The sequence below is a fragment of the Fibrobacter sp. UWH9 genome, assembly GCF_900129715.1.
Lineage (GTDB): Bacteria > Fibrobacterota > Fibrobacteria > Fibrobacterales > Fibrobacteraceae > Fibrobacter.
Genome location: NZ_FQWP01000026.1, coordinates 1 through 13,763, shown reverse-complemented (window position 1 = coordinate 13,763; position 13,763 = coordinate 1). Strand labels below are relative to the sequence as shown.

The following is a 13,763-nucleotide window of genomic DNA, read 5'->3' as shown; positions in this document are numbered from 1 at the left end:
AGCTAAAAAAGTCCCGCGGTTTTGCCGCGGGCTTTTTTCGTATTTGCTCCGCGGACTTTTCGGACATATTGCCTCATCGTCGTTTTGACATATATCACACTGGAATAGTCCAAAAACGTTATTCTTATTACATAATTTCAAAACGGTTTAACATTTTTTACATTTTTCGCTGTGATTCTATTCACATCAATAAAAGTTTTGTTATTTTCAAAATATGACTAAGGAATACCTTAAGGAGTTTGAGCTCACCGCCAATGCCTTTACGTTGAAGGCCATTGGTTTTACGGCTGCGCTGTTCGGCGTGGTCTGGGTTCTAAATCTCCTGAGCATATTCATCGTGGAGCAGTCCATTATGAATATCGGCTTCTTCGGAAGCATCCTTATCAATGCCATCACATTTAGCGTGGCCCGCGTTCTCGGCTTGGGCGATAGCCGCACCAAGTACGTAGCCCTATTCTTTGCCACGGTCAGTTTCCAGTTCATCGCCGTCATGCTGACTTACCACGCGTTGCTGATTACCATATTCCCGATTCTCCTATCGGTGCAGTACCGCAGCAAGAAGGTGATCCGGTTCGCCTACATCCTGACTTTAATCGGCCACATTGTCAACGTATATGGCGGCTACTATTTCGGCCTGTGCAACGGCAACATGCTGCTGTTCACCGCCAACACCACCGAATATTATATTCAGCAGATTGTAGCGGGAACCTTCGGACCCAATGATCCGGGCATGCCCATCAACCTCGCCCTGTTCGTATTCTTCATCGTGCCCCAGTGGTTCATATTGATTTCGTTCCTGCCGGTCCTGTTCCACATCTCCAAGCAGATTGAATCCCGCACCCAGCGCGAAATGGCCTTAGGCCAGAAAACCGACATCGACTTCATGACAGGCGTCTTCAACCGAATCTGCTTCGACCGCCTCACCAAGGAATTCTACCCCACCCTCAAGAGCATTTCCGTAATCGTCTGGGACATCAACGATCTCAAGCGGATCAACGATCTCCACGGGCAAAGCGTTGGCGACACGCTGGTAGCCATGACCGCTGATTCCATCAAGATTCTGCAGACTCCCACACAGCGCCTATTCCGTTACGGCGGCGACCGCTTTATCCTTATTATTGAAAATTCCACCAAGGGCGACATCAACAGGGCCCTTCTAAAGTGGAACGTCAAGGTGGATCAGCTGAACAGCGGTTCTTCAATCAAGATTTCTGCAGCGGTGGGCTACTCCCAGGGCAAGGGCGACGACCTGGAATATCTGATCAAGGACGCCAGCCACATGATGTACAACCACAAGAGCACTACCAAGATGCAAGCCATTTAATGGTGGACGTCTGATAGGGAATGCAAACTTTTAAACCCCGCCAAGGCGGGGCCTTTTTTATAGTTAGACGAAATTCATCTAAGACGCCAATAATTCATCCCTTAATCGCCGAAGCCTCTCCAGCGGCAAGAATTACGGCATTGGCGGCATTCAACAAGGCGCGATTTCCCCACTCACCGCAAGCCCCCGCCAACAATTTCAAAAAGAACCGATGTTCGTTATCCAGCGAATCGGGAATGTGGGCCACATCTCCAGAAGACGTATAATGAACAAGGCTCACAGAATAGTCAAAACCGGGATCGTCCCCATTACGACCAAATTCAGCAGAAATGGTCCGGGCATCATGTTCACTATCGCGGTCGGCCATAAACTCCGCCTCGACGCCGGCAAACTCACCAGACACCACCTTGAGGCTCATACGGATGCGGTCACCACAGGCGCATCCACGGCCGTCATCGACCATCACCACGTCTCTAGCGTCAAACAGATTCAGGAACAGGCTGACGTCATGAACCAGCAGGTCCAACGCCACATCCACATCACGACACCGGGGGCTGTAACCATGTTCGCGACGGAATTCCAGCTTGACCTTCAGAGGAGCAGGTCCAGAAGCGGCCTTTTTCAGGTCCACCAGCAGGTGCTTACGGAAGTTCAGGAAAATAGGGTTATAGCACTCGGACTGGGCCACAAAAAGAAGGGTCTCGTTCTCCTGGGCCAACTTCACGAGTTCTCGGGCCTGGTCAGCAGAAACAGCCAACGGTTTTTCTACCAGCACGGGGATCCGACGTTCCAGAAAGAACCTGGCATATTCGTAATGGGTCGACGCAGGGGACGCCACCACCGCAAAATCCGGGCGGGTCCACTTTTCCTGCTTCAAGATTTCAGCAGCATCCATATCCAGAGTTTCCGTAAAACGGACTCCGTTTTCTTCGAAGCGGGAACGATGACGCTTGCCCATCGTGCCGCAACCAATCAATATGGCGGTGCGCTCTTTCATAATCAAACCATATTTAACAACTTTGTCGTTTTGGCGACTTTCAATTAAGTCATCTTATAGTATTTTTTCGGCGTGAATCCCGAAGTACTCCTAGAACTTGCCAACACCACCATGCCGTTTGGCCGCTATCAAGGCGTAAGGCTTATCGACTTACCCGAACCCTATGTAGTGTGGTACCATTCCAAAGGTTTCCCAAACGGTCACCTGGGAGAATTACTGGGACTGCTGTACGAAATCAAGGTCAACGGTCTAGAACCGCTATTGGAACCTCTAAAGCAGCCTCTTGTACCAAAGGCCACAAAAGTCGCCCGAGCCATCATGAACAACCCCACGTCTGCCGCCCTGGAAAAGGCAAGACAACTCCGCCAGGAAAATTCTCCCGGCTCCATGGACCCGCAGTTGGCAAAGGCATTGGCCGCCCTCAAGGAATCCATACGCTAGCCTTATTGCAGGGAATCTCCGCAGTTTTTATATTTGGGAAAAATCAAGAGAGTTTCAAATGGCCGCAGAAATCAAGAAGACAAATGTCGCACGCATCCTGGACAAGCAGAAAATTTCCTACGAACTGATTCCCTATGTGGTGGACGAAAATGACCTGGGCGCACAGCATGTAGCCGACTCCCTGGGCGAAGACATCAACCAGGTTTTCAAGACCATCCTTGTTCATGGCGACAAGATCGGTTACCTCATGTGTGTGGTGCCGGGCAATCTCGAAGTTGACCTGAAGGGTGCCGCCAAGGTTAGCGGCAACAAGAAAATCGAAACCGTTCCCCTAAAAGATTTGACTCCGCTGACAGGCTATATCCGTGGCGGTTGCAGCCCCCTTGGCCTGAAGAAGAACTTCCCTATTTTTATGCACGAGACCTGCAACAACTTCCCCTACATTTACGTGAGCGCCGGTGAACGTGGACTGCAGCTGAAGATCGCCCCCGCCGACCTGATCAAGGCCTGCCGCGCCACCGTGGGCAGCATCGCCCGCGTTCCGCCCGAAGCCCCCCAGGACTAGTTAGACAGCCCTTTCCGAGGTCCCCAAAACAAAACGTTTTATACAGCGAAAAAGCCACTCCCGAAGGAGTGGCTTAATTCTTTTCCGTTAGACGTTTCGGATTACTTAACCGTAACACTCTTGACCACAGCGCCTGCTTTACCAGGTAGACGCCTGCATGGAAACGAGCCTTGAGTGCAGCCTTGAGACCGGCAGCCATCAGGCGAACCTGATGAATAGATTCGATATCGGAAGCGCTGGATTCCGGATTCAGAGCAGAGTCGCTGGATTCAATAACTTCTTACTCTTGCAGCGACTTTGACATCTAAAAAAGGTTTAACGCCGTACATTACAAATAGCCGTAAGTTTTTCGCTTACGAATAATGAAGATAGCCGCCATAATAATGGTGGCTATTTCTGCACCCCAAATAGCAAACCAAATACCGTCAATTCCGAAAAGGAGCGGCAGCAACAGCACCGACACCAATTCAAAAACAATGGAACGGCTAGTGGAAATGGTGGCAGAAATTAGGCCATTGTTCAGAGCGGTAAATAAAGATGACGCAAAGATGTTAAAGCCAGAAAGAAGGAAACAGAAACTGATAATGCGGAAGGCATAGACCGTCATATTATAGAGATCTACGTCGTAGCCTACAAAAACTTTCGAAAGCAGGGACGCGGAAGCCTCCGCCAAGCCAAACATGGCAAGACCAGAGACACCAATAATCACAAAGCAGCGTTTGAACAGGTTTTTCAATTCGTCCTTGTTGCGGGCACCGAAATGGTACGAAATGACGGGAGCGATTCCATTACTGAAGCCGATGAACAGCGCAAAGAATACGAAGGTGATGTACATGATGACACTAAAAGCAGCCACACCGTTTTCGCCTGCGAAACGCAACAGCTGATAATCATAAAGCAAAGTCACGATGGAAGAGGAAATCCCGGACAGCAATTCGGAACTTCCATTGAAAGTCGCCTTGATCAAAGCGTGAGGCATCCAACGAGTTTTACCCAGGCGCAAAGTGCTAGAATTCTTGCGGGCGAAATAGACCAGAGGAATAATGCCACCTATGAGGAAACCCACATCCGTAGCCACAGAAGCGCCAAACAAGCCCCAGCCCAGGATGCCCACCAAAAGCCAGTCCAGGAACATGTTGGCAACGCCGGCACCAAGAGTCACATAAAAACACAACTGCGGTTTTTCCGCCGTAATGAACAAGGTCTGGAACATCATCTGCATAATGAAAGGCACAAGTCCCAGTAGAACAATGTGACCGTACAAAATACAGTCTGACAACAGGCCGCCTTCGGCTCCCAACATCTTCATCAAAGGTTCCATCAAGAACCAAGTGATAACCGTCAGAAGTACGCCCAGCCCCATGGCCGCATACACAATCAGTGAGAAATATTCATTGGCACGTTTCAAGCGACCGCGACCTTGGGCAGCCGCAATCAAGGCACTACCGCCAATACCGAACATCAGGCCCAGGGTTCCTAGGATCATAATCACGGGCCAGGCCATGTTCACCGCCGCCAGGGACTGTGCCCCCGCATAGTTGGAAACGAAGTAGCCGTCCACAACGCTATAGATGGACGTGAACACCATGGCTGCGATAGAGGGCAGGGTAAACCGCAGAAGCCTAGAATAATTGAAATGGTCAGAAAGTTGGATGGGCATGACTACCTAAACAGCAAACTGATCAAGAATAGTTCCCACATAGGTTTGATAAGGGATACCAAGGGCGGCGGCCTTTTTCTTCAAACCTTCTACGGTCTTGATTTTCAAACGGAAGGAATAAACTTTCTTTTGCTGTTTTTCATATTCTCTTATGGCCTTGCGTGCACGTTCCAAAGCTTGGTCAACGGACTCGCCAGGTTCGCCAGCAGGGATTACAATACCTTCGCCCACCCCCACTTCGTTTTCTATCTCTTCCAATTCTTCCTTAGTATGCCAATCCTCTACCAAGGTAAAATCGTCATTTATCCTTCTAATCACTTTCAATTTCCGACGCATGAGCTCTCCTTACTGTTACCATAGTATACAAATCACTTTCGGTAACCACAGTCCACCATTTTCCATCAACAAAGCCCGTCATCAAACAACAATTCTGTCGTTGAGGCGATGGTTTCAACCAGTATCGTCCTTTCAAAAGCTGCCCCAGCATTTCTACTGTGAAGCCTCTTTTTTTCATCTGATCGGCCGCATGGTCCGTAATATTCACACACGCCCCCGATCAGAATTTAATATACAAAACGTATTACACTTTGTAAATACACTCATTTTCACAGGTCATTTTTTGTCAGCATAAAAAAAAGACCACCTCCGCCACAAGGCAGGAAAGTGATCTAATAAACTATGTTGCATTCGCTAATGCAAGCGAGAATATACAAAAGTTCAATGAGAACTCGACACAAAAGAGATTAAATTTTGAATTATGCAACTGGCAAACGTTCAACGCTACTTTTTTGCACTCCTGTTGGCAAGCGCTAACTTTTTTGCGTGTTCATCAGACAGTCCAGCAGGTACTGACAACAATGCTCCCGAATCAAGTTCCGTGAGTGACGTTCTGGAAAGTTCCGCAGATGTAGCGCAAGTAAGCTCCGGTGACGCAACGCTGGCAAGTTCTGCCGTGGAGAATCCGTTAAGTTCCGCCGCGGAACCTTCTAGCAGTTCCCAGAATGTCATTCCGAGCGTAGCCGAGGAATCTAGTAGCAGCAACGAGTCTATTTCTAGTAGCTCTGTTGCAGACGTTGCGCAGTCAAGTTCCGCAGACGACCCTGCCAGCAGCGAATCCGCAGGACTCCCCACAGACACCCCCGCCGACCCCACAGCCTTCTGGTCCGACGAATTTAACGGCACCGCCCTGGACCTTACCAAATGGACCTACGAAACAGGAAATTCCGGCTGGGGCAATAACGAACTCCAATACTACACCGACCGTACCGAAAACACCTACGTGATGGACGGCATCCTCCACATTGCCGCCAAGAAGGAAGACTTCGGAACCGCCAAGTACACCTCCGCCCGAATCATTACCAAGGGCAAGTTCGAATTTACCTACGGCACCATCGAGGCCCGCATCGCCCTGCCCTCCGGCAAGGGAATCCGGCCCGCCTTCTGGATGCTAGGCAAGAACATTGATCAGGTCAGCTGGCCCACCTGCGGCGAAATCGACATTATTGAAGCTGTCAACGACGAAAGCGTAGTCTATGGCACCCACCACTGGGCCCACGAAGGTCAACACGCCGAATACGGCAACAACACCAAGGAATACTACGGTACCTCCTACCCCATGGACATCACCCAGTTCCACAACTACAAAATGACCTGGGACAAGAGCGCCATCACCATGTACGTGGACGATTTCAAGTACCAGGAAATCGGGATTGAGGACGCCGCCGGCGAAATGGGAACCTTCCACAAGGACTTTTTCTTCATCCTAAACGTGGCTGTTGGCGGTACCTGGCCGGGCTTCGAAATCGACGACTCTCAATTCCCCAACGAAATGCTGGTGGACTACATTAGAGTGTATAAAAAATAATTTTTTTGACCCCCTTGTTTTCCTACCTTTTTATTGGTAGTTTTATACATGTCCAATCGACGGTCCAGGATGGCAACCTGACTCCGCCAAGTTTAGGGCCTAGGTCATGTTGACCAGGGCGTTCGACAGAGGCAAAGATGGACATCAGAATCCTGCCGCAGCCTAACGATGTAACCTGCGGCCCCACGAGCCTTCATGCGGTTTACGCGCATCTTGGCTTAAACGTTCCCCTCCACCAACTCATCTCAGAAATTGAATCTCTTGAAGAAGGCGGCACCCTCGGGGTGTTCTTGGGCATAGACGCTTTAAAAAGAGGATTCAATGCCACCATCTACTCTTACAATCTCAAGATTTTCGATCCCAGCTGGAGCGACTTGAAAATGCCGGAACTGCGCGAAAGACTTTGCGCGCTGCACAAGGCAAAACACGCCCCCAAGCTGAAGAAGGCCATCGAAGCCTACATCCGCTTCATTGACCTTGGAGGAACCATCGCAACCGCCGATTTGCGGGCTAGCATGTTCGAGAAATTCTTTAAGAAGGGCACCCCTGTCCTTTGCGGTCTCTCGGCCACCTATCTCTACAGATGCAAGCGGGAATACACCGACGAAAACGATCGTTCCGTCTCTGACGATATCAAGGGTGACCCCTGCGGACACTTCGTGGTACTCTACGGCCTAGACGAAAAGAAAAACTTTCTGGTGGCAGACCCGGATTGCACAAATCCCCTTTGCAAAGGACCTTACTACAAGGTGGATAAGTTCAGATTGATCCACAGCATTTTACTTGGCGTCATGACCTACGACGGCAACGTTCTTGTAGTAGAAAAGAAGTAGGGAAAAACTTCAACAGAAGACAATCATGAAAAAAATCATCGTGGTGAATAACCCGAAGAACTGGAAACTAAATGTTCCAGGAATTGAAATCGTATCCGCACAGGATTACCTGATCTCCCACAAATACACCGGCGAAAAGAATACCCGCGTATTCAACCTCTGCCGCGATTACAGTTACCAGAGCAAGGGCTACTACGTATCCCTTTTGGCAGAAGCCCGCGGACACAAGGTAATTCCTTGCGTCAAGAACATTCGCGACTTCAAGACCACTGCGGTCATCAAGCATATCTCCGACGAAATCGACAACCTGATTCAAAAAAATCTTCACAAGCTGACCGGCACGGAATTCGTACTGAGCATTTATTTCGGTCAGAATGTCAGCCCCCAATATCTGGAACTTTCCCAGGAACTTTACCGCCTTTTCCAGGCGCCCTTGCTTCGTGCAAAGTTCATTTTCAAGCAGAAATGGTTTATCCAGAGTATCCGCCCCATTTGCGTCGACGAAATTCCCGAAACCCATATGGAAATGGTGAACAAGTTCGCCCAGGAATACTTCGAAAAGAACCGCTACGTGGCAAGCAAGGAAGAGGATTACCTTTACGACCTGGCCATCCTCACCAACCCCGATGAAAAGGAACCTCCCAGCAACGCGCAGGCCATCCAGAATTTCATCAAGGCTGCCGAAGAAACAGGTTTCCGCGTAGAACTGATTACCAAGAAGGACTACGCCCGAGTAGGCGAATTTGACGCCTTGTTCATCCGCGAAACTACAAACGTCAATCATTACACTTACAGTTTCGCCCGCCGCGCCCAATCTCTGGGCATTGCCGTCATCGACGATCCGGACAGTATCCTCCGCTGTTCCAACAAGGTCTACCTGCAGGAACTGATGCAGGCCGCCAAAATCCATACCCCCAGAACCATCATCGCCCATTCCGAAAACCGCCATACTTTGGCCAAGGAAATCGGGTTCCCTATGGTGCTCAAGTCCCCGGATTCCAGTTTCTCCTTAGGCGTCAAGAAAGTCTCCAACAAGGAAGAACTGGAAAAGACTCTGGACCAGATGTTCGAACATAGCGACCTGCTTATCGCCCAGGAATTCACCCCCACGGAATTTGACTGGCGCATTGGCGTTCTGGACGGAAAGCCCCTTTACGCTTGCAAGTACTATATGGCCAAGGACCATTGGCAGATTTACAACTGGGCCAGCGAAGACAAGGACGAAATCTGCGGCATGTTCGATTGCCTCCCCATCGAAAGCGTGCCCCATGGCGTTGTGAAAACCGCCCTAAAGATTTGCAGCATGATCGGAAACGGATTGTACGGTGTAGATCTTAAGGAATGGAACGGCCACCCCATCGTGATGGAAGTCAATGACAACCCCAGCATTGACGCCGGCATCGAAGACCAAGTGGGCAAAAAGAAAATTTATTCAGCCATTATGCGATCTTTGCGTCACCGAATTGAAGACCGCTTGAACGCAGCACAGCAAAAGATCCTTCAACACGAAAGAGAGTTTTACCTGTAGGAATAAGGGTGCACTGAATACGTCATCCTGAATGGAGCGCAGCGAAATGAAGGATCCAGTGAAATGCTTTATGGATTCTTCGGCATTGCGCTCAGAATGACGAGTGGAGAATAATTATGAACGCATACAAACTTTGGCAAAAATACGGCATCGAGATGGAATACATGATCGTTGACCGTGACAATCTCAATGTTCTCCCTCGTGCTGATGTGCCCCTGGGTCATGACAAGAACGGCGAACAACTTTCCGACGTGGAGCACGGCCCCATTGGCCTTTCCAACGAACTGGTTAGCCATGTTCTGGAACTGAAATGCGCCGAACCGGTGGACCACCTAAAGAATCTGGGAGCCACCTTCCACAAGGAAATTCTCCTTGCCAACGAAAAGCTGAAATCCATAAACGCCATGCTCCTGCCTAGCGCAGCCCACCCCTTTATGGATCCGGCAGAAATGCAGTTGTGGCCCTATGACTGCAACGAAATCTACGAGACCTATGACCGCATTTTCAACTGCAAGGGTCACGGCTGGGCAAACCTGCAGAGCACCCACATCAACCTGAGCTTCAATGGTGACGAAGAATTTGGAAAACTGCACGCCGCTATTCGCGCGCTGTTGCCCCTGATTCCCGCCATCGCCGCCTCCAGCCCCTTCCTGGATGGGAAATACTGCGGTTTCCTGGACGGCCGTATTGAAACCTACCGCCACAATCAGGATAGAGTCCCTAGCATTGCAGGGCTCGTGATTCCGGAAGCCGTCTTTACCTACGAAGACTATAACAAGCAGATTTTCGAGAAAGTAAAGAAGGACATCGCCCCCCACGATCCGGAACACCTGCTGAACCATTTCTTCCTAAACAGCCGCGGAGCCATCGCCCGCTTTGATCGCGGCGCCGTAGAAATCCGCCTGGTGGATATTCAGGAATGCCCCGATGCAGACATCGCCATCGCCGAATGGGAAGTAGCAGTCTTGAAGGGCCTTACTGAAGGCGCCTTCAACGGCATCAATTCCAGCTGCGCCCTGAAACGCGTAAAAGCTTTGGAAACGGAGGCCTTAGCAAAGATCCTGATGGACACCACCCGCTTTGCAGAAAAGACCATCATCCGCGACAGAAACTTCCTTACCGTCTTTGGCATCGAGGCTAGCGAAATCACCGCCGGCGAACTGATTCAGAAAATCACTTCTAAGGTTCAAGCCAAAATTTCCGTACATTCCCTGGAGCTTCTCCGCAAAATGTTTAAGCGCGGAACCCTGGCAAGTGCTCTAGTAAAAAATGTAGGTGCCAACCCCGGCCATGACGACTTTGTTTGTGAATACGGACGCTTGGCTCACTGCCTAGCCGAAAATACCCTCTATGGAGTGGAAGAGTAATCCAATCAAACCGCACAACAAGAGCCATTCTATGTTCAACGATTTCAAACTACTCCTCTCCTGCGAACACGCTCATAACGCAGTTCCCTCATTCGCCAGGAATCTAAACATTCCCTGCGAAATTTTGGAATCTCATCGGGGTTACGACTATGGTGTTTATGACATCTATAAACGTCTTGTCAAACAGGAAAAGCCCGATTTCTACTGCGCTGGAAAATACAGCAGACTTTTTATCGACCTAAATCGAAGCCTATGGAACCATAGCGTGTTCAGCGAATTCTGGGATTCCATCAAGGACAATCAGGGGGACGCAAAATATTTCGCCCTAAGAAAGAGAGCCTTCGCCTACTATCTGGGTTACCGCAATGCCGTAGAAGAATACGTCAGCACCACCGCAGCAACAACACCCGTTCTACATCTGGCGATCCACAGTTTTACGCCGGTACTGAACGGCAAGGAAAGGGACGCCGACATCGGCATTCTCTTTGACCCGAGCCGTCCCCAAGAAAACATGATTGCAAACGTAATCATCAGCGAAATTCACGCTAGGGCCCCGGAACTGAAAGTTCGTAAAAACTTTCCCTACCAAGGAAAATCCGACGGACTCTGCACCGCCCTTCGCAAGCTGACACCCCATTACGCAGGCTTTGAGATAGAGTTTAACCAAAAACTGTTTGGGTGAGTTGCTAATTCTCCTCAATACAGCCCCCAAAAAGTAGAATTGTCCAAAGACAACGGTTTTTGAACGCTTCCTAGACTTTTTCATCGTATTTTTCCTGAAAAACATTAGATTTACAGCTGGTGTTAAAAAGGGATTGTTTGTATGAAAAATTTTCTAAGCTCAGCTCTGATTTTGTCCTTCGGGATCTCCGCAGCATCTGCCGCTGAACCTCTGTTGGCATTCCCCTCTGCCGAGGGATTTGGCCGCTTCACTTTGGGCGTTCGCGCCGCCAGCGCTCCTGAAGTTTATCACGTCACCAACTTAGACGACTCCGGCACAGGCTCCTTGAGAGACGCCGTCAGCAAGGACGGTCGCATTGTGGTCTTCGACGTCAGTGGCATTATCAAGCTGAAGAGTACCTTGGTTTTCAAGGGCAACTCCATCATTGCCGGGCAAACGGCCCCAGGGGATGGCGTTGTGGTTTACGGCGATCGCGTTTCCTTTTCTGGCGCCAAGAACTTGATTATTCGCCACATGCGTTTCCGCATGGGTAAAAGCGCGCCTAGCGGCAAGAAGGATGCCGCCGGTGTGGCTAACGGCACCGATATGATTTTTGACCATCTGTCCATTAGCTGGGGCCGCGATGAAACCTTCTCCATTAGCTGGGACAACAAGGGTAGCAAACCCGCAAACATTACCATCCAGAATTCCATTATCGGCCAAGGACTGCACGACCATTCCTGCGGTGGCCTGATACAAACTGATGGCGGTGTAACCTTATTCCGCAATTTGTACATTGATAACAAGACTCGTAACCCGAAGGTGAAGGGTCTGAACCAGTTTGTAAACAACGTGGTTTATAACTGGGGCGGAGGCGGCGGCTACATTATGGGTGATTCCGAAGGGAACTCCTGGGCCACCGTAGAAGACAACTACTTTATTGGCGGCCCCAATTCCAGCGGCACATCCGCCTTTACCCGCGGCACACAAACGTTCCAGATTTACCAGAAGGGCAACTATATCGACGCCGATGGAAACGGACAGCTGGGCGGATCCCTGGCGACCACAGAATCCGACGGATCTTTCTACGGGTCTAAAACGGTAGCATCGCACGATAGTTTCGAAAACTTGCCCGTAGCCTTTGCAGCCATCACCCAGCAAACATCCGCCAAGGAAGCCTACGACATTATCGTGAAAGAAGTAGGTGCCTCTTACCCCGCACGCGATGACGTTGACAAATACATGATTGACGAATTGACTTCTCTGGGGAAAAAGGGTGCTATCATTTCTGACGAAGCAAGCTTAAGCCTCGCCAACGTGGTAGGCAACTTTAAGAGCAGCACTAAGACCGACACCGACAAGGACGGTATTCCCGATGAATGGGAAGAGAAAATGGGTTTGAATAAGAACGATCCCAGTGACGCCTTGAAGAAGGACGCATCTGGCTACCTGAATATGGAAATCTACCTGAACGGATTAGTGGACGGATACACAAAACCCGTTGAGGATGACTCCACCAAGGTCCCCGATATTGAAACGCCCGCGGATAGTACCGAAATAGGGGAAATTCCTGCTGACAGTTCTGAAGTAGAAAAGAATCCTGCAGATAGTACGGACCCCACTGCAATAGCAAAGGATATGCAAATCACCCCAAAGAGCGGCATGGCCACCGTCCACGTTTTCAATCCCATGGGACAAAGAATCGCCATCCGTCAAATCTTTGTGGAAGAAGGCAAAAAGATTTCAATCCCAGGAATGCCTCGAAACAGCATCTACGTGGTGAAGTAATCTGAACTTCAAAACACGAAAGAAGAATCCCAAATTTTGGGATTCTTTTTCGCATTGGATAGTTCCCTGGATTTTCTATTCAGGACTTTAGCAACACTATCGTCAGTCACATTGTAATCCTTGCGCCATTTTTCAAGTTCCTCAAGAAACGACTTTTCATGTTCGTTCTTCACACCCCCTCCTTCACAAGAATTTCTAGAAACTCTCGAGGAGTTACAACAAAAGAAACTCCTGGAAAATGTTTGGTATTCCCCATTACAAGCGACGCATCCTTGTCACGGCAAGCAAGAGCAACATCATAGAACACAATGTCTTTTGGATCCGGAAGTACAACTCCGCTTTCTGGAGCATCAACGTTTATACAAAGGCTTTTGATATTTTCCAAAGTTTCGCAAACCGCTTTTTCGTCAAGCTCAAACTTAGGTCTAGAAAGGACTTCTTTGTATTCCGCAAGAATAGCGTCATTAACAAGCAATTGCACTTTCCCAGCAAAAAGTTCGTGCATCACCAACATCACAGGAGACAAAGGATTCTTCGTCAACAAAGATGACACAATGACATTAGTGTCAATAACAGCGTACACCACGAGCTCCTCCGCCGTTGTTACTTTCCCGCGCGGTAGGCTGAAATTTCTGCTTCAATTTCTTCTTCACTCATCCCTGCGGCAGGGCCTTGCTGGGCCTGATTGCGCAACTCCATAAACGCATTCCAACCTTTATTGGCAGAGTAAGTAGC

Annotated in this window: 16 protein-coding genes; 9 read left to right on the top strand and 7 right to left on the bottom strand. The window is 49.5% G+C overall.

The annotated features are described in order from the left end of the window. Positions 1-214: 214 nt before the first annotated feature. Complete coding sequence (locus BUB94_RS14485; RefSeq protein ID WP_073159623.1) at positions 215-1,324, top strand: GGDEF domain-containing protein; 1,110 nt, start codon at positions 215-217, stop codon at positions 1,322-1,324. A gap of 94 nt (positions 1,325-1,418) precedes the next feature. On the opposite strand, the gene BUB94_RS14480 is transcribed toward BUB94_RS14485, so the two are convergent. Beyond that, positions 1,419-2,321 (bottom strand): Gfo/Idh/MocA family protein, encoded by a 903-nt coding sequence (locus BUB94_RS14480; protein ID WP_073238360.1) that lies wholly within the window; start codon positions 2,319-2,321, stop codon positions 1,419-1,421. A gap of 72 nt (positions 2,322-2,393) precedes the next feature. On the opposite strand from BUB94_RS14480, the gene BUB94_RS17545 reads away from it, so the two are divergent. Together BUB94_RS17545 and ybaK are read left to right on the top strand one after the other, a co-directional pair. After that, positions 2,394-2,762, top strand: a complete 369-nt coding sequence (locus BUB94_RS17545; protein ID WP_073238356.1) for a DUF3820 family protein — start codon at positions 2,394-2,396, stop codon at positions 2,760-2,762. 58 nt (positions 2,763-2,820) lie between these two features. Then, positions 2,821-3,327: a Cys-tRNA(Pro) deacylase gene (ybaK, locus tag BUB94_RS14470; RefSeq protein ID WP_073159617.1), complete on the top strand. Its 507-nt coding sequence runs from the start codon at positions 2,821-2,823 to the stop codon at positions 3,325-3,327. 73 nt (positions 3,328-3,400) lie between these two features. Here the strand turns inward: ybaK and BUB94_RS17335 are convergent, their stop codons facing one another. The 4 genes from BUB94_RS17335 to BUB94_RS16550 all read right to left on the bottom strand — a co-directional run bounded on the left by BUB94_RS17335 (position 3,401) and on the right by BUB94_RS16550 (position 5,531). Continuing rightward, complete coding sequence (locus tag BUB94_RS17335; RefSeq protein WP_256375068.1) at positions 3,401-3,526, bottom strand: hypothetical protein; 126 nt, start codon at positions 3,524-3,526, stop codon at positions 3,401-3,403. 129 nt (positions 3,527-3,655) lie between these two features. Continuing rightward, positions 3,656-4,987, bottom strand: coding sequence for an MATE family efflux transporter (locus tag BUB94_RS14465; RefSeq protein ID WP_073238353.1), 1,332 nt, complete (start codon positions 4,985-4,987; stop codon positions 3,656-3,658). A 6-nt stretch (positions 4,988-4,993) separates the two neighbouring features. Continuing rightward, positions 4,994-5,305 (bottom strand): hypothetical protein, encoded by a 312-nt coding sequence (locus BUB94_RS14460; protein ID WP_139258354.1) that lies wholly within the window; start codon positions 5,303-5,305, stop codon positions 4,994-4,996. Then, positions 5,298-5,531, bottom strand: coding sequence for a DUF4258 domain-containing protein (locus tag BUB94_RS16550; RefSeq protein ID WP_139260262.1), 234 nt, complete (start codon positions 5,529-5,531; stop codon positions 5,298-5,300). Before BUB94_RS16550 ends, BUB94_RS14460 begins: the two co-directional genes overlap by 8 nt. Before the next feature lie 213 nt (positions 5,532-5,744). On the opposite strand from BUB94_RS16550, the gene BUB94_RS14455 reads away from it, so the two are divergent. The 6 genes from BUB94_RS14455 to BUB94_RS14430 all read left to right on the top strand — a co-directional run bounded on the left by BUB94_RS14455 (position 5,745) and on the right by BUB94_RS14430 (position 13,028). Beyond that, positions 5,745-6,851, top strand: a complete 1,107-nt coding sequence (locus BUB94_RS14455; RefSeq protein WP_073238351.1) for a glycoside hydrolase family 16 protein — start codon at positions 5,745-5,747, stop codon at positions 6,849-6,851. Between the two features lie 137 nt (positions 6,852-6,988). Next, positions 6,989-7,684, top strand: coding sequence for a cysteine peptidase family C39 domain-containing protein (locus BUB94_RS14450; RefSeq protein ID WP_073238348.1), 696 nt, complete (start codon positions 6,989-6,991; stop codon positions 7,682-7,684). A gap of 25 nt (positions 7,685-7,709) precedes the next feature. Beyond that, positions 7,710-9,212, top strand: coding sequence for a RimK family protein (locus BUB94_RS14445; protein ID WP_073238345.1), 1,503 nt, complete (start codon positions 7,710-7,712; stop codon positions 9,210-9,212). 116 nt (positions 9,213-9,328) lie between these two features. Further along, complete coding sequence (locus BUB94_RS14440) at positions 9,329-10,579, top strand: glutamate-cysteine ligase family protein (protein ID WP_073238342.1); 1,251 nt, start codon at positions 9,329-9,331, stop codon at positions 10,577-10,579. A 31-nt stretch (positions 10,580-10,610) separates the two neighbouring features. Beyond that, complete coding sequence (locus BUB94_RS14435; protein ID WP_073238339.1) at positions 10,611-11,261, top strand: N-formylglutamate amidohydrolase; 651 nt, start codon at positions 10,611-10,613, stop codon at positions 11,259-11,261. A gap of 141 nt (positions 11,262-11,402) precedes the next feature. Next, on the top strand, positions 11,403-13,028 hold the full coding sequence (locus tag BUB94_RS14430; protein ID WP_139260261.1) for a pectate lyase family protein: 1,626 nt from the start codon (positions 11,403-11,405) through the stop codon (positions 13,026-13,028). Between the two features lie 8 nt (positions 13,029-13,036). Here the strand turns inward: BUB94_RS14430 and BUB94_RS16935 are convergent, their stop codons facing one another. Both BUB94_RS16935 and BUB94_RS14425 read right to left on the bottom strand, forming a co-directional pair. Then, complete coding sequence (locus tag BUB94_RS16935) at positions 13,037-13,201, bottom strand: hypothetical protein (RefSeq protein WP_158236684.1); 165 nt, start codon at positions 13,199-13,201, stop codon at positions 13,037-13,039. Beyond that, a complete protein-coding gene (locus BUB94_RS14425; protein WP_249269455.1) occupies positions 13,198-13,611 on the bottom strand; it encodes a putative toxin-antitoxin system toxin component, PIN family in 414 nt (137 codons plus the stop codon). Before BUB94_RS14425 ends, BUB94_RS16935 begins: the two co-directional genes overlap by 4 nt. Positions 13,612-13,763: the final 152 nt, after the last annotated feature.